16 protein-coding genes are annotated in these 25,255 nt (G+C 31.7%); 5 read left to right on the forward strand and 11 right to left on the reverse strand.

Features of this window, described 5'->3' with window-relative positions; translation table 4 throughout:
- Positions 1–41: 41 nt before the first annotated feature.
- Together D2833_RS03000 and dnaK are read right to left on the reverse strand one after the other, a co-directional pair.
- Positions 42–2,201 carry an MIP family Ig-specific serine endopeptidase gene (locus D2833_RS03000; protein ID WP_027333120.1) on the reverse strand — a complete coding sequence of 720 codons (2,160 nt, stop codon included), beginning with the start codon at positions 2,199–2,201 and terminating at the stop codon, positions 42–44.
- A 282-nt stretch (positions 2,202–2,483) separates the two neighbouring features.
- Positions 2,484–4,265, reverse strand: a complete 1,782-nt coding sequence (gene dnaK / locus D2833_RS03005; protein WP_027333119.1) for a molecular chaperone DnaK — start codon at positions 4,263–4,265, stop codon at positions 2,484–2,486.
- Between the two features lie 185 nt (positions 4,266–4,450).
- Here dnaK and D2833_RS03010 point away from each other — a divergent pair, with 185 nt between their 5' ends.
- The 3 genes from D2833_RS03010 to D2833_RS03020 all read left to right on the forward strand — a co-directional run bounded on the left by D2833_RS03010 (position 4,451) and on the right by D2833_RS03020 (position 8,135).
- On the forward strand, positions 4,451–5,614 hold the full coding sequence (locus D2833_RS03010) for a lysylphosphatidylglycerol synthase transmembrane domain-containing protein (RefSeq protein ID WP_027333118.1): 1,164 nt from the start codon (positions 4,451–4,453) through the stop codon (positions 5,612–5,614).
- Positions 5,615–6,219: 605 nt separating this feature from the next.
- Complete coding sequence (locus tag D2833_RS03015) at positions 6,220–7,419, forward strand: potassium channel family protein (protein ID WP_027333117.1); 1,200 nt, start codon at positions 6,220–6,222, stop codon at positions 7,417–7,419.
- Between the two features lie 53 nt (positions 7,420–7,472).
- Positions 7,473–8,135, forward strand: a complete 663-nt coding sequence (locus D2833_RS03020; protein ID WP_011884781.1) for an MscL family protein — start codon at positions 7,473–7,475, stop codon at positions 8,133–8,135.
- A 54-nt stretch (positions 8,136–8,189) separates the two neighbouring features.
- Here D2833_RS03020 and D2833_RS03025 read toward each other — a convergent pair whose 3' ends face one another.
- The 4 genes from D2833_RS03025 to D2833_RS03040 form a co-directional block, all read right to left on the reverse strand.
- Complete coding sequence (locus tag D2833_RS03025; protein WP_027333116.1) at positions 8,190–9,944, reverse strand: APC family permease; 1,755 nt, start codon at positions 9,942–9,944, stop codon at positions 8,190–8,192.
- 96 nt (positions 9,945–10,040) lie between these two features.
- Positions 10,041–10,406 (reverse strand): PTS sugar transporter subunit IIA, encoded by a 366-nt coding sequence (locus tag D2833_RS03030; RefSeq protein WP_225306608.1) that lies wholly within the window; start codon positions 10,404–10,406, stop codon positions 10,041–10,043.
- Positions 10,407–10,499: 93 nt separating this feature from the next.
- Positions 10,500–11,324 carry an NAD(+) kinase gene (locus D2833_RS03035; protein WP_027333114.1) on the reverse strand — a complete coding sequence of 275 codons (825 nt, stop codon included), beginning with the start codon at positions 11,322–11,324 and terminating at the stop codon, positions 10,500–10,502.
- The gene (locus D2833_RS03040; protein ID WP_014574510.1) at positions 11,281–11,760 is read right to left on the reverse strand and encodes a Spx/MgsR family RNA polymerase-binding regulatory protein; all 480 of its coding nucleotides are present in this window, start codon (positions 11,758–11,760) and stop codon (positions 11,281–11,283) included. Before D2833_RS03040 ends, D2833_RS03035 begins: the two co-directional genes overlap by 44 nt.
- Here D2833_RS03040 and trpS point away from each other — a divergent pair.
- Positions 11,746–12,885, forward strand: coding sequence for a tryptophan--tRNA ligase (gene trpS / locus D2833_RS03045; protein ID WP_080512219.1), 1,140 nt, complete (start codon positions 11,746–11,748; stop codon positions 12,883–12,885). The two genes, D2833_RS03040 and trpS, sit on opposite strands and share 15 nt — an antisense overlap.
- A 2-nt stretch (positions 12,886–12,887) precedes the next feature.
- Entirely contained in the window at positions 12,888–13,754 is an 867-nt protein-coding gene (locus D2833_RS03050) for a Cof-type HAD-IIB family hydrolase (RefSeq protein ID WP_011113805.1), read from the forward strand.
- 378 nt (positions 13,755–14,132) lie between these two features.
- Here the strand turns inward: D2833_RS03050 and D2833_RS03055 are convergent, their stop codons facing one another.
- The 5 genes from D2833_RS03055 to lepA all read right to left on the reverse strand — a co-directional run bounded on the left by D2833_RS03055 (position 14,133) and on the right by lepA (position 25,246).
- On the reverse strand, positions 14,133–15,002 hold the full coding sequence (locus tag D2833_RS03055; protein ID WP_011113806.1) for a Cof-type HAD-IIB family hydrolase: 870 nt from the start codon (positions 15,000–15,002) through the stop codon (positions 14,133–14,135).
- Positions 15,002–15,988 (reverse strand): MSC_0882 family membrane protein, encoded by a 987-nt coding sequence (locus D2833_RS03060; protein ID WP_011113807.1) that lies wholly within the window; start codon positions 15,986–15,988, stop codon positions 15,002–15,004. The genes D2833_RS03055 and D2833_RS03060 overlap by 1 nt, the downstream gene beginning before the upstream one ends.
- Positions 15,989–16,034: 46 nt before the next feature.
- Positions 16,035–21,944: an EAGR box-containing protein gene (locus D2833_RS03065; protein WP_117274071.1), complete on the reverse strand. Its 5,910-nt coding sequence runs from the start codon at positions 21,942–21,944 to the stop codon at positions 16,035–16,037.
- 67 nt (positions 21,945–22,011) lie between these two features.
- The gene (locus D2833_RS03070; RefSeq protein ID WP_011113809.1) at positions 22,012–23,454 is read right to left on the reverse strand and encodes an MFS transporter; all 1,443 of its coding nucleotides are present in this window, start codon (positions 23,452–23,454) and stop codon (positions 22,012–22,014) included.
- On the reverse strand, positions 23,447–25,246 hold the full coding sequence (gene lepA, locus D2833_RS03075) for a translation elongation factor 4 (protein ID WP_011113810.1): 1,800 nt from the start codon (positions 25,244–25,246) through the stop codon (positions 23,447–23,449). The genes D2833_RS03070 and lepA overlap by 8 nt, the downstream gene beginning before the upstream one ends.
- Positions 25,247–25,255: the final 9 nt, after the last annotated feature.

Below are 25,255 nucleotides of genomic sequence, written 5' to 3' on the forward strand. Positions count from 1 at the left end.
TTTAAATTAGATCTTTATATTTTTTTCTCACACCTTCTAACCTAAGGATGACTAAATAGATATGTGCTATTAGAGAAGTTATTGTTTTGTGATCAAACTAAATATTTAGCTAACGCTTCACGGTAAGAATTAGTTTGATTAGGGTATTTTTGCTTATTAGTTCCATCGATTAAATTATATGGTTCGATGTTAATCTTAAATCTTGATGCTCGGTTTGGATTACTGTATCTAACATTTATGTTAAGTGACTTTTTGGTGTCGTTAGCTAAATAATCAAAAAGACCTCTGTTATTTTCTTCTTGTTGTGGATCACCACCATTATATCCACCCCAAAAGATTCCAAATGGTAAACCATATTTAGAATAAACAACACTACCACTTGAACCAGATCTTAAAGATGAGCGTAAAACTTCTTGGGTAATTCCATATTGGTGGTAATACTTATTATGATAAGACTGGATTAAACCTGTTATATCTTGGGTTTTATTAACTAAGCCAGAGTTAATATTTGGTTTTAACTGATAGTTTGGATCTTTGTTTAGATTATTTTGTACCCATCTAAAGTTTACTCTTGAACTATTACTAGAGTCTTCTACTCCTGGATAACCTGCAATATAAGCTTTATTAATCTCTTCAAAGCTATAAGCATTAGGTTGGTTTTGATCTATTGAAGGATAATCTAAATCTACGTATGGTAGATCTTGATTAGTTAAGTTTAATTGTCCTGGGAGTTTGGCCAATCTTGATGATTCGTTTAGTTCATGAATGGCTTCTAAAACATATTTACGTAATAATCTTGAACCATTGTATCTTTGAGCTGTTTCGTTAGCTAACATTTTTGGACTAAGATTAACAACAACACTAAGAACAGCAAAATCTTTATATAAACCGATTCCTTGTTCTAGATACTTATCAGCAATCTTAGTTCTAGATTCAGCATCTTTTGGGTATGTGTGTTCTAACAGATTCTTATCATCTAGTCTGTTGTTAACAAACTGAGTTTTGAATTGGTTAGCTCAGTATGATGAAAACTCTTGTGTTGTTTCTTGATCATTAACAAAGTCTACTGCAGCAAAAACAGTTTGGGGAATTGTTAATCTTTGACTACTAACTCTTCACGAATTAGCTCGGTTAGGAACCCTATTATAAAAAGCGGTATTATCTAGTAATGTCGCATACTTAACGACACTATTATTTAAGCTAGAATTTTGCGCACTAAACTCTACTTGATCAGATTTCCCTAATGAAAAACCAATCGTTTCAGGTGCTGATTTTAAATCTGTAACAGGACGATCAAAATCATTCTTATTTCATAAAGTTTGAGCAACATGCAAGTTAGTAGCTAAAAACAAACGATAAAGATCTGGGTTTTGTGGACTAACTTGATAATCTAATAATCAGCCCGTACCATTGTTTAGATAATAAAGTTGTTCAATATTTGAATTTGAACTATTCTTTCTTGTATAGCGCGTATAAAATTCCAATGAGAACGTTCGATCATAGATCTTTTTATAGATCTCTTGATCACTAAAAACTCTTAATTTAGTTTCGCTTGAAGAAGGTTCTGGTTTTTTAGTTTCATCAACTTTTTTAGTTTCATCAACCGTTGTTGGTGATGAACTTTGATCAGTTGATGATTCATCAGAAGAGTTTAGGTTTTTTTCTTGATCAGTTGATGGTTCATCAGAGGTTGGGGGTGGTGTAGTATCAGTTGATTCATCATTATTAGAATTCTCAGGCTTCTTGACATTATCTGTATCATTCTTAGGTTGACTAACAGGTTCTTGCTTTTTTAAGAAACCATTGATCTCTAAACTAACTTGTTTAAACTCTACCGGATTACTATTCTTCTTTTCTAAAGTGACGATAAAAGATAAGATCCCATTAGAATCATCAGCACTAAACCCACCTACTTTAATATCAACTAAATTATTTAAATCTTGTTGCTCATCAGCTTTTTGAACTAACTTTAGTTCAAAATATCGCGAGAAATTTGAACTAGTAATATTACTAGCTAAAAGATCATTATGTGTTAACTTGTCACTAACAGTTAGATCGTTACTAGTTATATTACTAAGCTTAATCGTATCAGACTCATTCTTGAAAGAAAAGAAACTTTCAGGGTTAAAACAAGATGATGAAATCACACTTAGCCCACTTAATGAACAGAATAATTTTAATCAAGTTGTTTTTTTGGCCATAAACGATTGGATTTAATCTTAATTAAGTAATTATAGAATATCCACACTTATATGTATAGATATTTGCTTTCTGTTTTAGAGATAAAAAAACTAGTTTGGGTATTTAGTATCTTAGTTTTATCTTGAAATTAATCTCAAGATCTCTTTTTTATCAAACACTCCAGGAAATTTTATCTATTTAATATAAAACTTTGAGATATGAAAAACAATAATTCTTCGCATATGGAATGAATTATTGTTCCACTTTAATTTAGAGGGGGTTATTTTTGAACTTAGATCTCACTATTTAGGTTCGGCTGGAGCTTCGCCACCACCGTATTTCTTAGACATGTCATCACGTCATTTCTTGAAGCCGTCGATCTGTTCTTTAAGTTCATCTCATTTTTCAGCTTTAAGAGCACCGTTAATTCCATCAACGATCTTAGTAAGGCTAGCTTTTTCTTGAGCAGGTAGTGCTTCTGCTTCTTTAGAACCAAGGATTTCGTTAATTGTATTAACAATTCCTTCACCTTCATAACGCATTTCGATTCTTTGTTTAACGATTGCGTCACGTTCTTTGTTAGCTTCAGCATCACGGATCATTCTTTGGATTTCGTTTTCATCCAATTCACTTGAGTTAGAGATCGTAATACTGTTTTCTTTACCAGTTGTTAAGTCTTTAGCCTTAACATTTAAAATCCCGTTAGCGTCAATATTGAAAGTAATTTCAATTTGTGGTTTACCCTTAGGAGCTGGTTGAATTCCTCCAAGTGAGAAAGTTCCTAATGATTTGTTTTCTCTAGCCATTGGACGTTCACCTTGGTAAATTGAAACGTCAACTGATTCTTGGTTATCTTGAGCTGTTGAGAAGATTTGTGATTTAGAAACTGGAATAGTTGTGTTTCTCTTAATAATTGGAGTTGCTACGCCTCCTAAAGTTTCAATCGCAAGTGTTAAAGGAGTTACGTCTAATAATAAGATGTCTTTAACATCCCCACGTAATACCCCACCTTGTACAGCAGCACCGATCGCTACTACTTCGTCAGGGTTAATCGTACGGTTTGGTGCTTTATTAGGAATCATTGATTCAACTAATTTTTGTACTGCAGGCATTCTTGTAGAACCACCTACTAAAAGAATTTCATCAACTTGACTAGGATCAACCTTAGCTTCTTTTAATACGTCAGCAATTGGGTTTCTTGTTCTTTCTAGTAAGTCTTTAGTTAATTCTTCGAATTTAGCTCTTGATAAAGTTAATTCAGCGTTTACTGGACCTTCAGGAGTAACTGCGATGAATGGTAATGAGATTAGTGTTTCTAATTGAGCTGATAGTTCGATCTTAGCTCTTTCAGCAGCTTCTTTTAATCTTTGCATTGCCATCTTATCAGACTTAAGGTCTAATGATGGGTGATCTTTTTTGATTTCAGCAATGATCCATTCAATAATCTTATTATCTCAGTCATCACCACCTAATCTGTTATCACCAGCAGTAGCCATAACTTCGAAAGTACCATCAGCAATATCAAGTAATGAAACGTCAAACGTACCACCACCAAGGTCGTACACAAGAACTTTCATCTCACGGTGACCTTTATCAATACCATAAGCTAATGCAGCTGCTGTAGGTTCGTTAATAATTCTTTCTACAGTTAAACCAGCAATCTTACCAGCAGTTTTAGTAGCTTGACGTTCAGCGTCGTTGAAGTAAGCTGGAACAGTAATTACAGCTCTTGAAATCTTTTGACCAGTTTTCTTTTCAGCGTAATCTTTAAGATAACTTAAGATGCTAGCAGAAACTTCTTCTGGAGTAAGTTCTTTTTCTACACCTTTGTCATTAATCTTAACTTTTTTACTTGTTCCCATTAAACGCTTAATAGAAACAATAGTATTTGGGTTAGTTAGCATTTGACGCTTAGCAGCATCACCAACAATAATTTCACCGTTTTTGTATGAAACTACTGATGGAGTAGTTCTTTTACCTTCTGGGTTTTCAATTACTACTTTTTGTGTACCTTCCATTACAGACACACAAGAGTTGGTGGTACCAAGATCAATTCCAATAATTAATCCATTATTATTAGACATTGTTATTTATATCCTTTCAAATCAATTGTTAAAGTTGCAAAGCCAATTATTTAAATTTTGGTTATGTTCTATGCAAAATATTATATAAAAAGATTAGCACTTTTGCAAGTAGATTGCTAATTTATTTTTTGGTTCGAAGCATTTTTGGGTAATTGTTTATAATATAAACAAAGAAATCAAAAAGTTTGAATAAACAAAATATTTTAGAAAAAAATAAACCAAATATTAAACGAATAAGCGTTACAATTGTTAGCTTTATTGTTTTGCTTATTGCTGTTTTGACGTTTATCTTTTTAAAAAATATTAGTTTTAAAAAGATTTTTGATATCTTAAGAGATCCATCTGATACCAGACAAAAAGTATTTATTTTCTTAATTTTTGCTTGTATGGTTTATGGGTTTTTGTGACAGTTTTTAACCCTTTATATTATTGCTAGAAGATATAAAGTTAAGGCCAGATGATATGATTGGCTTATCTATGCACTTGTTAGTACACTAATTAATAATGTAACACCCTTTGCTGCTGGTGCAGAACCTTATAAGGTTTATTGGTTAGTTAAAAACAAGGTTAAATTATCAGATGCAATTACGGTTGTAGGGGCAACAGCAATCTATTGATCGATCGTACAGATTACTGTAACCTGACCTAGTTTTATTTATATATCTACTAATTACAATCTTTTAATCGAATCTAAAAACGGAATAATCGCTTATTGATTCTCGTTTTTTGGAATGTTAGTTGACTTCGGTATTTTTACTACCTTTGCTACAGCAGTTTTTAGTGTTAAATTCCACCTATTTGTTTATAAAGTAGTTAATAAGATTAGAAAGTTACTAAAACTTAAAGATTTAACTGAAGACAAGCGTTTGGAATACGTAAATCAAAAAAAGGCATTTATTAAGGAGTTTAAACACTATTGAGTTGTGATCTTTATGTTTTTGTTCACAGCTAGTTTAGTAATTTTTCAATATAGTTCAGTTTATATGTCTTTAGTGATTTTGGATTCTAAATTAACTTATTTATATAACTTTATAAAAGTTTTCAATTTTAGTAATGTAGCTATAACTGCTAATAACTTTATTCCAATCCCTGGTGGTGAAGGTACTATTCAAGTAACTTTAGAATTATATTTCCAGTCGTTAGTTAATCCTTCTTTACTATCTAGGGAATTTATTAGGTATTTTGATTCTAAAGCATTTAATACCGATATTAATAACACGATTTTTTTATGAAGATTTGCTTTATTCTACTTACCAACAATGATCGGAATTATCCCTTCACTTTATGAAATAATTGTCTACTTTAAATCGTTACATAAACCAAAGAATAATACTGTAATTATTACTTAGATAAATCTCGATTAAATTCTTCGTTTTTATCAAAATCTGCGGTAAAAATTGATATTTTTTAATAGGTAAAATTATTTTTTATTCAATAACACTTTTACTTCTTAAACTTTCAAACTAGTAATTTAAAATGGTTATTTTCTTTCACAAAAAAAGTAAAACTTTGATAAAAAGTTGATAACTCAGATTGAGCATAAATGTTTTGGGAAGATTCTTAACTAACCTAAGTGAATTACACTAGTTGCTAGCATTTTTTTGTTAACTATTTTGAAGCTGTTAGACTTTTGTCTTGCTCGTCGTTAAATTAGAAAAATCTCATTTCAGATTAATCTTATTGAAAATCATCGGTAAAACTAACGAATTTTAAAAGGCCTAAAGATAATCACTTAGTTAATTCTTCTACTTAAGAAATCAACTAAGCAACTATAGAGATTTGAAAATCCATTCTTGCGTTTCCTATCATATTTCTTTTACTGATAGTATTCTTGTCTTAGCTGTTAAAATATATAAGAATAAATAGAAATAGATATTAAACCAATACAATTATTAAAATTTAATTATCGATTCCATAATTAATTAAATAAAAAATAGGCTTATATAAAATACGTATGAATTTAGGGTTTAGCAAATTTAAAATTGGCCGAAATAAATTAATGAGGATTCTATCGATTATCGTTTGATCTAAATCAGATATCGATGAACACCTAGTTCAATATGAAAAAAGAATAAAACTTTTTAGAGGGATTTATGCCCTTATTATTGTTTTTGCTTCTTTGATCAGTTTTGTAACATTAGTAATTACGCCAAAAACTGATAATAACAATATCTTTGCTCAATTTGCAAAAGTAACTTTACTTTTAACATTTTTTGTTTTCATAACAGACTGATTGGCCCATGCATTTACTTACAAGTATGCAACAGGACAACCACAGATAAAATTTATTAAAGCATTCTTAAAATACTTTTTCACATTTAATAGTATTGTCATTATTATCTGTGTCCTTTCATCCGGTCAAGCAATTAAATTCTTTGTTACCAACTTAAGCGCTACCAACGAATTAATCTTTGCTTCATTTCAATCACTAGCTTTAGTTAAAACAATTAGATTGTTCATGGTTTTAAGTTTATTTAAACCATTTGGTGCAATTACTAGTGTCTTTGTTACTCAAAAGAAACTATTAACTTCAGTTTTTTTAATTATCATTGTTTTAATTATCTTGTTTGCAATCATTATCTGATCACAAGAAACAGTTGAATTACTTCGTAAGCGAGCTGCTTTCTTAGCTCAAGTAAGTGATAACTACTTAAATTTCCCTCAGTTTGCAGTCTTTATTGACCTAAACAAGCTTATGCAAGGATCTGGACAGTATGAAGAAGCAATCAACAAGATCACAGATGCTCAGATTCAAGCAGCAGCAAGTGCTTTAAATTCAGTTGATGCATCTAATTTTGCTAGCTTAAGTTCGGGATATGTTCAAAACTTTACTGAAGCCTTTTATTTCACAACAATAACATTAACGACAGTAGGTTATGGTGACTTTGTTCCCCATGCACCAATCTCACGGGTGATTGTTAGCTTTATCTCTTTATTAGCTATTTCAATTATTGCAATCCCTTCAGGGATTATTGCTGGTTCGTTCTTAACTGAAATGCAAAAATCATCTGAAAGAAATAAAGTAAAAACTAAGAAAAACCCTGATAATAAAAAAGATAATTTCTTTATGATTCCTAAAAAGAAACAAGCAGAAACTAACATTAAGAAAAAACCGTTGGATCAGTGTGAGCTAATTCCAATTAAACAAAATTAATAAAATTATTAAAATACTATACAATTTCAATTGGTCAAAATTAAATTCAAAATATGAAAGATCTTTTTAATAAGGATAAACAAGTGTCGCTAAGTAAGAATGCGATGAAAAATGCTACCCAAGTTGTTAAACGTGGGAACATTTTTATGTTAGCAATTGGTCTATTGCTAGGGACTAGCTTCAATGCTGTGATCGCATCATTAGCAAACGACGTAATTATTGCAGCAATTGCTAAATTATATAACGTTCAAGATTTGCAAAAATGACAAGTTCAAGGAATTTTCATTGGTAAATTCTTTGCTGCTTTACTTAGCTTTGTAATTATTAACGTCATCTTAGTTTCAGCACTATTTGTTTCTTATTACATAATCGAAGTCCGTAAGGCAATAAAAGCTAAACAGTTACTTGCTGAAGGAGTTAATCCAACTACTACAAAACCTATTGAGATCAACAAAGACGAAAAGATTATTGAATTACTAGAATATAACAATATGTTGTTGCAACAACAAATTGAGATCTTTGGTAAAGCTCATAATATGAAAGTTGAGATCTTATCTAAGAAGTTTAGTGATTCTGTTATCAGTGTTCCATTTGATATTAATAAACCAGAACCTCAAAGTGTTGAAGCAGCTAACCTTGAAAAGATGTTAAGACCTAACGCTCAAAATGCTGTAAGCACTAGCAACTGAAGTGGTACTGAAGGTTTAATCGGATAAATTAAGAAAAATAAAACAATAAGGAGATGAAATCATTTCATCTCCTTATTTTATTTAGATAATTAGTTCGTCAACTTCGACGTTAACTTCTTTTAAAGCAGCTTTTAAATCATCATTTAGATCTTTGGTTTTTAAGGTTTCGATGTAATCTAATAACTCTTGCTTAAAGCTGGTTTTCTTCACTTCGGATTTAATTCTTAATTTAGCCAGTTCTCCTTTAGAGACCGATCCATACCTTTTAATCATCAACTGATTCTCGATCAAGATCGGAATAAACATGATGAATAAGAAAACAAATAAAACAAGTACTAATAAGATTCTTGAGATATAAACGTTTTTGTATTGATCATTAAATGGGATATTATAAAGCAATAATGCATCGGCTATCGGTTGGAAAAACGTTAAACTAACTGAAACAACCATCGTAAAAATGGCACAGACTGCACTAGGAACAAAGATCTTGGATTTATTTACTTTAATCTTATTAGTTTTTCGATTAGCCAGTCCACCCATGATTGCTATTACGATATAAACAAACGCGATTACAGATGTCCAGTTAGCCATTAGATCAGAAAAACTATAGATCCTTCCCACACCTGTTCCATAATCAGCATCTGAATAACTATTATCAATATAACCCAAACCACCAATCAGACTAGCAATAATCACAACTGGAACTGCCAAAATTAAGTTATATTGCATCCCTACCACTACTTTATTTGGTGAGATCTTATTAATTAGTTTCATACTAAAAGGTAGTTCAAACTTTTTAATTAGATCTTCCATAAATCGGTTAGCTCATAAACTAAGTCCGTTAATGATTCCTAGGATTCCCACACCGATTGTGATTTGGAACGCCGCATAAAGCGGTAATAGATCATTTCTTGCGAAATATGCCTTAAACCCAAATGGTGAACCATCAGTAGAACCTAATGACATGGCAATAGCCATGATTAGATAAACTAAAGTAACAAACAATAAGCCGATTAAAATTGCTAAGGGTGTCTTTTGGGGTTTTTTCATCTCGGTTTGGATCCCAGCAGCATAATAAAACCCATCATAAGCAAAGTAGATCCCACCAACTGAGATAAATAAACCAAACCCAGGTGATAGATTACTAAAACTATATTTAGTGGCTAAATCAGTCGTTGCACTATTTTGAAACCCTAACCCAATCTTGGGGTTGACAGGTTTAGAACCATTATGATTAAAGATTACAAACCCTAAGATGATTGCTAACAATAATGGTAGAAACTTAACAACTGAAATAATTAAATTTTGAAAATTAGCCGCTGATGAACTAATCCCTGACACCACAATAAAATAAGCTGAAATCCCAACAGAGACAAGCATTAAAATTGCTCAATCTGCTTTGGTATTTAGTCCATGATAATTCTCATTAAATCCCCTAATCCCATCCTGGATTGATAAAAGAAAGAAAAATGGCATGAAAAAATATGTCAATGGCACATAAATATAGACCATGAAATTCTTACACGTTTTATACACGTAATGATTATTAAACGTTTGACACCACCCAATAATTGATAAATTATCATTACGTCCGCTTGAGATCTCTACTAAAGCTAGTGCCATCGAAGTCACAGAAAAAGCCGCAAATAACCAACTAAAGATCGCAAACGCTAATGAATAATGCGAATTCTGTAATACTGCTTGAGCTTTAAAAAAGATTCCTGCTCCAATTGATGAACCGATCGCAATCGTAATCCCTGAAAAAAATCCAATCTTCTTGGATTTAGGCGCATCTTTTAACGATCGGTTCTTTTTGTTCATTCTTATGATAGGCATCGTTATGTTTTTTTAATAAAAATTTAGCTTATCTAAGATCTAGATAAGTGTTCTTAATAAAGATTAATGATCTAACTAAAAAAATGATCAATTTTTTTATCGATTTTTTAGTTGGTTAATCTGTTCAGATAAACTGCTAGCATAATCACCACACACCAAAGATAAGTCGTTACTAGCTCACATAATCCCATTAATTTTTAAGCGACTTTTAATCTGATCTTGGTTAACTTTGGTTTTATCAACCACGTTGATTTTAATCATATTCAACGTGGCTTGGGTGGTTTGAATATTTTCAAGTCCACCTAAGATATTAATCAATTGGTCAAGATCAAAGGGAAGTTTTTCTGATTTAATTAATTCATGATTAATCTGACTTGAAATTCTTTTAGCTTTTCTCGTGGCTACTAGTTTTAGAATACCAAAGGTAATAATGTTTAAAAAGATTCAAGTAAATTTATTCATTTTGAAATACAAACAAGTCTAATAGAATTAATCAAAAATATATTAGATATTTTTTCTAATTATAAGCTTTTTAATTTTAGCTAACCACTAGAATTAGTAAATGAACGTTTTTTGCAATCTTTGCATGTAGCTTCTAAGATCAGTTGTGGCAACATAATCTGCTTGAGATCTTGTTGCACTAATCTCAATCGTCGTTGAACTAAGTCCTTGTCTAATTACAGCTCCATCAGCCACAATTCTTGGACAAGCATCATGATCGCAGTAATTTTCTTTAATCTCGATTCTAATCTTCGTATCAATCGGTAAGATAATTGGTGATTGAATCGTGGTAAAACTCGAATGTAATAATGGGTATAGTTCAACCATCTGGATCGCTTTAATCCTAGGGAATAAGATTGCGCCATTTGCTGATTTATTAATCCCAGTAGATCCAGTGGTTGTTGAGATTAATAACCCCGTGCCCCTAAACTTTTGATAAAACTCATTATCAATAAAGATGTCATAACCATAAGCGGTTGTCGAATTAATATTAAATTCGTTTAGAGCATGATGGATCTGATCATCGATCTGCAACCTAATAAAATCTAATTGCGTGTATTTTAACTGATCTAAATTATTGACAATCTGATCAATGTTGGTTTCATTAAACGTCGTATAAAAACCCAGACTACCACCATTGATCCCAATGATCTTTAAGCCAGCACGGTCATATTTGATTGCATTTTTAATAAAAGTGCCATCACCGCCATTAATAAATAAGTAGTCTGCTACAGTTGGATCATCAACTTCAACTAACTTTTTATTTAGTTCTTTTTTTATTAACGGTTTTAGTGATTCTGATTTTGGTGCTAATGAAGAGATTAAATAATATGTTTTATTCATCTTCTTTTCTTGAACTTGGTGAACTTTCATCATCAAACCAGTATTCGTCTAGATAATAAGCTTTTACATCAGCTACTTCTCTTAAAAAGACCCGAATATCAGTTGAGTTGTATCCCACCATCAATCTTTTAGGAATCCCTGATTTATCATACTGTAAGATGATCGGTCTTTTTAAGATTGATGGGTGTTCATTAACTAAAGTAATTAGTTGACTAATCGTCAGTTCGTCAATATTAACTTTATTGTTTTGTAAATATTTAGATCTAGTGGAAATAATATCAAAAACACCATTTTCAGTTAATGACAAAATGTCATTAAAATATTTTTCTTCGATCGCTGTTTTATAAAAATTAATCTCTTTGTGCTGGATATTATACTCTCTGAAGAAACGTCTAACTCTCGTACAGCCAATACATGATGCTGTAATGAATAATACTATATTGTTCGTCTGGCTATTTTGATTATTCGTCATGCTATCGAAATTGTCACAAGATCGTTTTATATTTATATCTTTATAATATATCTTACATATTGTAATTATATAATGATTAAGATAATATCAGGAATTCAGTCAACCGGATCTTTACATATTGGTAATTATTTAGGTTCGATTTCAAAGAATATTAATTTGCAAAACAAATATCAACTAAACTTATTTGTGGCAAATTTACATACGATTACAGTCGATTTTGATCCTACTCAAGCTAGACAAAATATCATCGAACTTGTGAAAATTTATTTAGCAAGTGGTTTTGATACAAACAAGAACAACATTTTCTTACAATCTGAGATTAATGAACATGCTGCACTAGGGCATGTCTTGTTGTGTCATACAACAATGGGTGAATTGGAAAGAATGACCCAATATAAAGATAAGAAGCAAAAGTTTGTTCAGAGTAATCAAACGATTAAGATTCCCACAGGGTTATTAACTTATCCCACTTTAATGGCTGCTGATATCTTACTTTATCAATCTGATTATGTATGTGTTGGTGATGATCAAAAGCAACACTTAGAACTTACCAGAGATATCGCAATTAGAATGAATAAGAGATATGGTGAACTCTTTAAGGTGCCAGAACCAATTATTGCTAAAGTTGGTTCAAGAATTATGGATCTAAATGATCCTAGTAAAAAGATGTCCAAATCATCTTTATCTAAAAAAGGGATTATTAATCTAGATGATTCTAGAGAAGAAGTGTTAAGTAAGATTAAATCAGCCAAAACAGATAACCTCAATAAAGTTAATTTTGATTATAAGACTCAACCAGAGATTTCTAACTTAGTAAGTATTTATTACGGGGCTATTAATGATCACTTTAATCTTGGTTTAAAGAGTGCAAAATTTAATAAAGCTTTAGATGAAGAAGTAGTTCCTATTGATATCATCAAGCACTTTGAAAATAAATCCTATAAGGATTTTAAAGAAGAGCTATTCGAACTGATCTGAAATATCTTAGATAATATTCAAACCAATATGAAAAAAATAACTGATGAAGACGTTATGAGAGTCTTAAAGAGCGGTAAAGACAAACTCTTACCAATTGCACAAAAAACCTTATTAAAGGTATATCAAAAACTAGGAATGGTTATTTAATCATGAAAAATAAAAAATTATTAATAATATCAGATTTGGATGGCACACTTTTAAATAATGAAAGTAAGCTAAGTTACCAAACGATCAAAGTGATCAAGCTACTTAATAAATTGGGTCACCACTTTTGTATTGCAACCGGAAGACCTTCAAGAGCTTCTATAGATATCTATAACGAATTAGGTTTAAACACTGTAATGGCAAACCTTAACGGGTCTTATATTTGACATCCAAAAGATCGCTTCTTTAAAGCCATTAATTTAAGTTTTTCTAAAGATATAGTAAAAAATCTTTTACATAAAACATCAATTATCAAGCTGGTTGATAATTTCATTGTTGAGAATAACGAAGGCACTTACATAATGAATAAACCAGTTAGTAGTAGAGAACATGATGAGTTGTTACAGTGCTTTCATATTGATGGGAAGGATAATTGCACATTCGGACAAGATAAGATCCTAAACTTAAGACGAGATCCAAATGCAATTTTGTTACAAGTTAAAAACCCTCACAACATTGATGAAGTAGTCTTTCAATTAAAAGAATGTTTTAGTACGTTTGTTGTTAGAAAATGATCATTACCTGTATCAGGAATTATCATTGAAGTTAATACTGTTTATGCTAATAAAGGAAATGCGTTAGATTATCTAAGTAGCTATTATGGAATTCCAAAAGAATTTGTTGTTACTTTTGGTGATGGTGAAAATGATATTGAGATGTTACAAAAATCTCGTTTTGGTTATGCGATGAAGAATGCTATTTCAAGTGCCAAATTATTAGCAAGATACATCACCAAATACAATAATAACGATCACGGTGTTGCGTTTGAACTTTTTCATAAGATTATTAAACGTTCACTTAAAAATTCGTAAAATAACCGGTAATTTTTATTATTTTTTATAAACAATATTTTTGATTAAAATAAATATCCCTTAAATAGGTTTGTAAATACTGAGATAAATATTGTTATCAATTTTATCTCAGTATTTTATTTTGATTTCTATCTTTTTTTCTTCGCAAAAACCACGCATAAATTTCAAGATATCTTCTTAGATTTTTTTGGCTCTTAGCTATACCTTTTTCGCAAAAACATATCGCATCCTGTATAAGAATTTTATTCGTCTATTAAAGAGTTATTCTCTCACAATCAACTTTAATCGGATCTTGCAACTAGATAAAAAAAAGACAATAATTATTGTTCAAATGAATTATTATCTTGATTAGATTTTGAGTTTTATCTCAAATAACTATTATTTTTTCTCATCATCAACGATCGCGATCGTTTTTTGAATAATTTCTTTAAATTGATTGTGTCGTCTTGAACTAGCTATATATGTTGAGATGTCTTTTAATTTTTTATTAGCTCGCTTCATCGCAAACTTATATGAAGCGATCTCAAACATCGAATAATCATTAAGTGAATCCCCGATGACAGCGGTTTGTTCTAAACTAATATTTTCTAAATCACAGATACTTGCTAAAGCAAATGCTTTATTAATATTTTTAGTCGTAATCTCTAAAAAAGTCGGGTAAATATTAGCAATTTCTAAATCATCGGAATAATTTTCAGAAACAAACTGATTAAATCTTTTTAATCGTTTGTGGTTAGAGCTAATCAGATTAATCTTATAATATCTGCCATCAACAAAATCTTTAGAACAAAAACTCTTGTTTTTGTTAAAAGAAGCAATTAATCTACCACTAAAATTATCTGATAAGACTATACTACGATTAACTTGATCAGTAACTAAATAACCTTGAAAAACGATCTTATTCTTTGTGCAATAATCAAAGATTGCTTTAGTGGTTAGTGAATCAATACTATGTTCATCTAATTTAATTAATTCAGATTGCTCGTTAATTTTAAATAATACTGAACCATTATAAGAGCAAAGATAATTAATCTTTACTCCTGCTTCTTGTAGTTCATTGACAACCCGTTTAGCGCTTAGATATGATCGTCCAGTGATAATTGCAATCACAATATTGGGAAGTTTTTTTCTTAGTTCTAATAATGAACCAATTACTTTTTTGGTAACTTTTTTACGAATTGATAATAAGGTACCGTCCAGATCAATGCCAATTAGTTTTAATTGTTTGTTCTTATCTAAGTCACTCATTATTTTATTGATATAACTTTCTTCTTATTAATCGCACTTAGTGATCCAGTGATGATCTTTTTCACTAATAAAACCACTAAACCTATGATAATTAGATAAACTAAAAAGATCTTGAAGTTTCTTTTATTCGCTGCAACAATTGCGCGGTGCATATCTTCTTCTTCAATTGGCATCTTACCATAGAAGTTTTCAATAGCTCTAGCTCTAATTGAACTATTAATAATTAAATAGATCTGTAAAATCAGTGTCCCAATACCTATTGTTCCATTCACAATAATTGAATATAAAGGTCACTTATCTAGTTCACTATTAGCTTTTAATACGTATAGATAACCAAAGGTTTTAGCCGCATTGATTTGCTCTCTAGTGAACTCCTGGTTTAAATTGGCAATCGTAATTAAATTAATCGCAAATGCAGAGACTAACGTTACAATAATTGCAATCGTGATCGTAAGATAGATTGCAGCTGATAACCAGTTCATATTAACTGGGATTAATCTTAGATTCTTATAAGCACGTTTGATATTAACTGCGATCTGAGCCTTACTAAAGATATATTCGTGCTTTAATCCGCCCTTAATATTAGCATAGCTGCTAATCGTGCGATAGCCAATAAACAACGCTAAGATCCCAAACGGAAGCGCTGCTCAAACAATATGTCATGACTTATTGTTGAAATAAATATATAGACACAATAAGATCAGTCCAGTACCAAACCCAAGAATAACTAACAACCCAAAGATTAAATCTAGAGTGTTATAAAAGATCTCCCGCTTATAAAATCAAGGAATTGATCGTTCTAAATTATTCAGGCTTTGAGCTGATTCTTCTTTAAGGTTGGTAACCTCTAATGAGCCTGGATTAAAAACGCCGCTGTACTCTTTTTCTTGGATCTGAGCAGCTCTTGAAGGCGCATTAATACTACCATAACTATTATGGTTAGCATTAATCCCTAAGTCTAGCGTTTTAGTTTGCTCATTATTCATGCTTGTTTTTGAGTTTTGCTATTAATGATATATTATACAAGGATTTCTAAAAATCAGTATCGAAATCAATATCAAACGAACTGTTGAATTCCATATCATTAACTAAATTACTTGGTTCAAACGGAGGTAATCTTAACTTATCCATTCCATAGATTGCATCGATATCATTAAAGTTACTTGTTAGTTCGTAATCATTAATTCTAAAGTTTTCATCTAGATAAGTATTACGGTTTGAATAGATTAGATCATTAGAACTGAAGATATCATTATCAATACTTTCAAGTTCACTAAAGAACTCTCTTGGTTGGTGGTTAGAGAAGTATTCATAACCGTGGTTCTCAATTAATGGATCATAACGTCTGAAGTTACCATAATTAGCATTTACATTTTGTTGTAATTGGTTACGGTATAGTTGTTCGTAGTTACCTTTGATATTTGGTTGAGAAACTCTTGCAGTTTCAAAACTTTGAAGTGCTTGATCGATGTAATCACTAGATACTTTACGTTTATTAGCTAGATCACTAATCTTCTTGTAATCAGATTTAATCTTTCTAATTTGTTGTGCGTAAATTGATTTCAGATCACTCACCTTCTTGTTGTAGAAGCTGATAGCTCTAGTTTTATTAGCGTGTTCAGCACGTAACTCTTGAATTTGTTCTTGAACAAATTTATAGTCACCACGGTTAAGTTGTTTAGCTCTTAAATCGTGTTGTAACTTATTAAGTTGTGAGCTGATGATCGGTAGATCTTTTTGTAATAAAGTGATCTCGTTTTTCAGTGTTGATAAGATGTAGTTGTAATTCTTAGTTGCTTCTGCTTCAGAATTTTTCAGAATCAGCTTGATATTATAAACACTTTGTTTTACTTTAGCTTGGTATTCTTCAGCTTTAAACAGATTACTTGATGTTAATGGAACATCTTCGTAATTAATGATACGATCTAATAATTCATATAAATCGTAGTTATTTCCATTAACTAATGATAATGAGTTATCAAAATCGAATTCACTAGTTGGTTCACTAAAGCCATGAACACCTCTTTGTTTTCTTGAAACTTTTGGTGCTGAAGGATAAATTTCTTCGGTAATTTCAGAAGTTAATGCTAATTTGTTAGATCTAACCTCATCACGGATTTCATTCATCTCTGAACGTAGTTCATTCTTGATTTGGTTGAACGATTCCATTTGTAGTTTAGTTAATTCTTCAAATTTACTAAAGTATTGTTTGAATAGTTCTTCTGAACGTTTTTCTAAAAACTCTTTCAATTCTGCCATATCCTTTTTGTACTCTTCATTGGTTACAGCAATTTGGTTTACGCTTACTTGTTCTTGAACTACATCAGTAAGTAGTTCATCATCGCTTTCAACGATTAGTTGATCAAATCCTTGGTTTTCATCTAATTCGATGAACTTATCATCAAACTTCGTATCTAAGATTGGTTCTGGTTCAGTTTTTAGTGGAGATTTGCTGAATGAATGAATCTTGGTTGATCGGGTTTGGGTAGAAGAAGTGATTAAATCATTAGTTTCTTCTAATAATTGATCGATCATATCTTTTGAATCAGCTGGAGTTATAGTAGTTGAGAATTCGGCTTTTAATTCTTCGTATAACTCACCATTAGCTAATGGTTTTTCTAAACCTAAATCAAGTTCAGTTTTCTCAAAAGTTGGTTGAGCATTCAATTTAGGAGGAAGATAATCATCTAATAATGATCGTTCTTTATTAATTCGAACTGGTTCAAGTGGTTTGATTACATCAATCGGTTCAACTTTTGGACGATATTCTTTATTTACTGTTGGTAATTTGAATTCAACCTTGCTGAATAATCCTTGATCATCAAACTTAGGCATATAATCATCTAATAATGATCGTTCTTGCTTAAATTGAAGTTGTTCAATCGGTTCAAGATCATCGTTGTATTTAGGTTGAATTACATCATCTTTGATTAATGATGGTTTAACTTCAAACTTAGGTGTTAAGTCATCTAATAATGATCTTGATTGGTTTAGTTGAACTTGTTCAAGTGGCTTAATCACATCAACACGTTCAGCTTCAATCGCTTCAGCTTGTTTTCTAACAGCTTGCTGAGTTAATTCAACTTCTTTCTGATCAGCTAAAACAGTTAAGCTAGCTTGTGGGCTTACTGATTTATCAGTTTTTTTAGCTAACAATAGGTGTGGATCTTGTTTTAATAACTGATCAAGGTTGCTGATCGTTTCTTCTTTAGCAACTTGAACAGGATCAGCCTTCACTTCTTCTAAGAAGTGTAATGGTTTTTTAACGAACTGTTCTTCTTTTTTCTCAAACCCAGAGAACACATAATCCATACCACGGTGAGATGTTGATGCGTTGTATAGATTAATTACATCTAGATCGCGGATCTTACTAAAGTTATCAAACTCTTCTCTTTGAGTTTTAAGTTTACTTAGTTCATTACGTAGATCATTTACTTCTAACTTATCTTCTTGATAAACGATCATTGAATTTTCAACTTCTTTAGCTGGATTTAGTAACGGACTTCCTTTTGGAACGAAGTTTCTTAGTGTAGCTACTTCTTTAGCTTTAATCGCTTCTTGTTGAACTTTTAGTACTTCTTCTTTAATCTTAGCTACTTCTTGATCTTTTAATTTAGTTGATTCAAGGATCGCTTGTTGTGCTTGAGCTAGTTCTAATTCAAGTTCGTGAATACGTTGTTTTTGTAATTCGTCTTCAATTAGTTTTTCTGATCTCTTAGTTCATGATTGATCAGGGACAAACTGATCATTTTCATCAAAGTAACCGTTTCAAATTCAAACATTCTTATCATTGTAATAACCAAATTGTTTATTACCAATGTATTTGTTATAGAATGGTTCACTTGCTTTTTTAGCTTCAACTTCTTCAGTTTTCTTGATCGCTTCTTGCTTATTGAATTCTTCAATTAGTTGATCAACTTTTTGGGTTTTACTATCTTTGTCTGAAACGAAATTATTTTGGTCATCAAAATAACCAGTTCAGATTCAAACGTTTTTATTATTGTAATAACCGTATTGTTCATTGCCAATGAACTTGTTGAAGAATGGTTCTTCTTCAACTAAAGTTAGTTTGTCTTCTTTTTCAACTACAACTTCACTAACACTTGGTTTAGGTGAATCAAACTTAACGATCTCTTCAACTGGTTTAGCTTCAACATCAACTAAACTTACATGAACTCCAGTTACTAATTTAGGTTCATCTTTTGGTAGTTCGACAGTAATAGTTTCAACTGGTTTAGTGTTTAAGATCTTGTTGATATCAAAATCAGATGCTTCACTAGTTGTAGGAGTAACTTGAACAATCGTATCAGTTTCAGATGTTGTTTCATCAATTGCATTAACGCTTACTGATACAGTTTCATCGGTATATGTTGGTTTTTGAATAGTTGAAACTGGTTTAGTTACAATTTCTTGTTGTTCAAAGATCTGAAGATCAATCTTTTCAGATACTGGTTCAATGAATTCGATCTTCTTAAGTTCAACAGCAGGTTTCTTAACAAAGATATCTAATTTAGAAGGCTCAGAAGCAACTTCTAGAGATGGATTAATTTGGATAGGTTGAACATCAACATCTGATGATGTAACATTAACATCCATCTTAATCTCATCAGTTAGATGAGTAATCTGATCAAATTTAGGTTGACTAACTACTGGTTGTACTAACTTGAATTGATCTTGACTTACAGCTTTAGGAGCAAATGTTGGTTGTGATAATTCAGGAACAAAACCTTTTGTATCAACACTAATTAGATCATCAGCAACAACATCTTCTAAAACTACAGGAGTTTGAGTTACTAACTGATCAAAATCACTGCGTTTTGAATAATCAACTTGTGGTTGAAGACTAACTTCATTAGCAAGAACCGGTAAATTCAGTTTTTCTTCTTCAAAGACAGGTTTAATATTCAGCTCTTGTGGTTGAACTGGTGTTGATGCAGGGTTTAATAAACGACGAACCACTAATTCTTCACCAACATCAAACTGACTTTCATCAACTTGTTGAATGGTATCTTCAGAGAACACATCAGGTTCAGCTACCACTAAAGCGTTTTGAGGGATCTGATTTGTTAGATCAGTTGGTTTAGGTACTTCAACTGGTTTAACACCTTCTTGTGGACTGTAAACTAAATTACCATCGAAGTCAAAGAACTTACCATCTTTATCGAAATGTCCAGTTCAAATTCATTCAGATGACTCGTCGTAGTAACCAAAATCAATGTTACCAACAAATTGTTGCGTATCAAATTCGAAAGGTTGTTCTAAAGCTACAAGATCATCGCTAACTGTTGGTACAACTGGTTCAGATTCAACTTCTTCTTCAACTTGAACGATCTCATCGCTTGCAGTTGTTTCTTCAATAACTTCTTCTTCATTTTGTTCAGCTAAATCAGCTGTTTGTTCTACAGGTTGTTCGTCTACTGGAATTGAGTCGGTGTAATCTTCTTCCTGAGGAATGAACATTCCATACTCATTAAAGTAGCCTTTTCATACTCATTCGTTATTTTCGTCGTAGTATCCGTAATCTTCGTTACCAACGTAGTTGCTTCAATTGATTTCATCACTAGAAACAACATTATCAGTTTGAATCTGTTCTTCTTCAACAGCTTTATCTTCAACATGAGTAATTTCGTCATAATGCTCATCAATAGCATCAGCAAAAACTTCTTCTGGTTGTTGTTCTTCTACGTGTTCGTAAGCTTGAACTTTTTCTTGTACTTGTTCAGGTTGAGTTTCTTCTGGCACTTGTTCAACAGCTACTTCTTCTACTTGAGCAGGTTCTTCTGCTACCTGTTCTTCACTAGCAGGTTCTTGTTCTTCACTTACAGATTCAGAGTATTGTTCTTCACTAACTGGCTGAGCATACTCGTCATAGTATTGATCTGGAACAAAGTTATTGTTTTCATCAAAGTAACCTGTTCAAACTCAGTCATTGTTTTCATCGTAATAACCATAGCCTTCAACACCAACGAATTGTTCTCAGTATTCGCCTGATCCTTCTTGTTCAGGTTGTTGTTCGTATTCTTCTTGGACTTGTTCTTGTTGAGCTGAATATTCTTCTACTTGTTCATCACCAGCAACTGCTGCATCTTCGTCATAGTATTGATCTGGAACAAAGTTGTTATTTTCATCAAAGTAACCTGTTCAAACTCAGTCATTGTTTTCGTCATAATAACCATAACCTTCAACACCAACGAATTGTTCTCAGTATTCACCTGATCCTTCTTGTTCTGATTCTGGTTGTTCTTCGTATTCTTCTTGGGCTGCTTCTGCGTATTCTTCAGCGGCAACTTCTTCTTCAGGTTGCTCTTGAGAAACTGGTTCTTCAACAACTTCTTCAGCTTGAACTTCTTCTTGTGGCTCTTGTTCAACTACTTCTTCAGTTGCTTCTGACTCTTCTTCTAAAGCTTCAACTTCAGCAGGCTTTTCTTCTTCATTAGGGATGAATTTATTGTCTTCATCGAAGTAACCAGTTCAAACTCATTCTTCATTCTCATCATAGTAACCATAACCTTCGACACCAACGAATTGTTCTCAGTATTCACCTGATTCTTCTTCTTGTGATGTTTCAGCACCTTCAACATGATAATTTGCAAAGAAATCAAAAGGATTACCTTCTGCATCGTATAAGGCAGACACATCTAGTTCATACTTTTCATATGGCTCTATGAAAATTTCATTCTCAGGGTCATATGAAATGTAATAAGCATTATCATCTGCATCAAAGGCTACTTGAATTGAACCATCTTCAGGTAATTGGCCGTTTTCATAGGCTAATGACGCTGGTAAAACTTCATCAGCACCATCGTAGAGATTACCAAATATTGCTTCTGATTCTTCTTCGTTAATGTCGTTAGTAGTTTGTATATCTTCGAAATGATTTTTTTTCTTATTTTTAGTCTTTTTAGCCACAATAAATTCCGTGCCTTTTATCATTTTAGGCAAAACATTTAATATTATTATAATCTACTAAAAAATTCGCTTAACCGAATTATTGGATTCGTTTATCTTTTTAAATACAAGATTTAAAAGATTTGATTCAAAAAATAGGTTTGAGCTTCTTATCATGATCGATCCAACTATTAAAAAAGTATAAGCTTAAACCTGCTAAAACTGTACCTATTAAGATATATGAAATTACAGTATTAGCTTTTGCAAAATCTGAAGAGATCTTATCTCTTATAAATGTTGTAAAGAAATTAGCTGATGTAATTGCAATCGATGCCATTGTTTGGTTAATCCCGATTGGGGTGATCTTATTGTTTTTAAAACCATAAGATAGTGCATGGGCTATTAATAAGTTATATAAGATGCCATAACCAAAACCTGAGATTGCTTGAATCCCTAAATAGATTCCACCTTTAGTTAATGTTGGAACTGAAGTTGAATTAATTAATAAGATCATTGAAGTGTTATACAAGACAAAGAATATACTACCAATTAGTGCAACCATTCATTTGTCAAAATATTTAACACCAACAACGCCCATTAAGACCCCGCCGAGTAGTTGAGCAGCACTAAACACACTTGATAAATAACCTTCATATGGAGCACTATTACTATTACCTACTAATTGTTGTAAAGTAATTTGTGCAATTCCGTCTGCAGTAGCAAACTTGGTAAAGATGACAATTCCAGCAAATAAGATCACAACAATAAAACAGTATATCTTGTTTGGTGATCCATCGATAATATCTTTTGGATCGTGTTTTTTTAGACCAACAAATTGTGGATTTTCCCGTAAAAATCATCAGAAAACGATATTTATCAAGATCACAATTAGACCGATTAATCACAGGTATTTTGTAATGTTTACATCTGCTGTTCTTTGTGTTGTAATTGCAAGCGTACGAACTAGTGATTGAACTGGAGAAGCCACAAAATCAGCAATTAATGGTGGAATTGATAAGATTGAGATCGCTAAAAACGGCTTTTCTTTAGCATGCTGTTCGTTAAATCAAAGAGAAAAAGAACCAATACACGATGCTGCAATTCCCACACCAATTGTTTGGATTAAATTAGTAGCAAAACTAGGTTTAATAATAATCGGAATAAAAGTTGCTAATTGTAATAAAAGTGCGGCAAAAACAACCTTTTTTCGTGATTTAAATCTGATCCCTAAATAATCAAAAAGCGGTCTGAAAAAAATCCCAACAAAACCATATAAACTTAATGGTAAAAATAATAAATTACGATCTAGTGCTAGATCATTATGTAACGTTCCGCGATAGCTTCGAACCAGAAAGATCGGTAATCAAAAAATTGAATAAAAAACAAAGAGTTTCTTATAACCCTTGTTTTCAAATTTGATTCTTCAAAAAAAGATGATACTTATTATTAATGCAAATAAAAATAAGACTACATTAATGATTAATGAAATCTTATACCTTTCTGATAAAACTATGCTAGCTTGGTTACTTAGTTGTACTAGTAACCAATCGAATTGATTATTCATCGTCTTGTAATAATTTTGAGAATGTTTCTTGCGGGATCTGAACTGATCCGATTGCTTTAAGGCGCTTTTTACCTTCTTTTTGTTGTTCTAGAAGTTTTTTCTTTCTTGACACGTCACCACCATAACATTTAGCTAAAACGTTTTTGCGCATCGCTTTAATTGTTTCACGCGAGATGATCTTAGAACCAACTGCAGCTTGAATTGGGATTTCAAACAAGTGTCTTGGGATTAAAGTTTTTAATTTTTCAACGATTTTCTTTGCTTTTTGATAAACAAATTGGGTGTGACTAATAAATGATAAAGCATCAACTTTTTGTCCATTTAATAAAATATCCACTTTAACTAAATTAGAATCACGATAACCAATTAGTTCGTAATCTAAAGACGCATAACCCTTGGTAACAGATTTAAGTTTATCAAAGAACGAATAGATAATTTCAGCTAAAGGAATCTCATAAACCAAGACTTTTCTTGAACTATCAATCTCAGATAATTCCATGTATTCTCCACGGAAATTTTGACATAATTCCATGATTGGTCCGATAAATTCATCGGGTGTTGAGATACTTAATTTAACATAAGGTTCAAGCATGCTTTTGATTCGGTTACGTTCTGGCATGTTTGCTGGATTATCAACCTTTAACTCTTGCCCATCAGTTAAATAACACTTATACATAACTGAAGGGGCTAATAAGATTAGTGGGATATTATATTCTCGAACAATTCTTTCGCGAATAACGTCCATATGTAATAGACCTAAAAACCCACAACGTACCCCAAAACCTAAAGCATTAGAAGTTTCGTATTCATACTCTAGTGCAGCATCAGTTAAAACGATCTTTTCCATTGCCACTTTAAGGTTTTGATAATCTGCAGTATCAACTGGATATAAACCAGCATAAACCATCGAACTAACCTTACGATATCCAACCAATGGTTTATCACATGGGTTGTTAGCATTAGTAATCGTGTCACCAACATGCACATCGCGAATCGTTTTAATAGAAGCAGTAACATAACCTACTTCACCAGCTTCTAAATAAGCACGGCTTTGCATATTGGGATTTTTAATCCCAACTTCGGTAACAATGTATTTAACATTGTTAGCCATAAATAAGATCTCATCACCAACCTTTAATTTGCCATCAAAGATCCTAATAAAACAAACAACCCCTTTGTGTGGATCGTAGTAACTATCAAAGATTAAAGCTTTTAAAGGATCGTTATCATTAGCATTTTTAGGTGATGGAACTTTTTTGATAATTACATCTAAAACTTGGTCGATATTTAAACCAGTTTTAGCTGAGATCAGTGGCACATCTGAACAATCAATCCCAATTTTGGTTTCAATCTCACGCTTAACCCGTTCAACATCAGCTGAAGGTAAATCAACCTTATTAATAACTGGGATAATTTCTAAATTATTTTCAAGTGCTAAATAAACATTTGATAGCGTTTGGGCTTGAACACCTTGGGTAGCATCAACCACTAGTAAAGCAGCTTCACAAGCTGCTAAACTTCGTGAAACTTCATAAGTAAAGTCAACATGACCAGGGGTGTCAATCAAATGAAAAGTATAGTCTTGATTATTTCTTTTAAACTTTAGTTGAACCGCATTAAGCTTGATCGTAATCCCACGTTCACGCTCAAGTTCCATACTATCTAAAAGTTGGTTTTTCATCTCTCTTTTAGATACGGTTTCAGTGATCTCAATTAATCTATCAGATAGGGTCGATTTACCGTGATCAATATGGGCAATAATACTAAAATTACGTATGTTTTTTTTATCCATATTTACTAT

The organism is Mycoplasmoides gallisepticum (assembly GCF_900476085.1).
Lineage (GTDB): Bacteria > Bacillota_I > Bacilli_A > Mycoplasmatales > Mycoplasmoidaceae > Mycoplasmoides > Mycoplasmoides gallisepticum.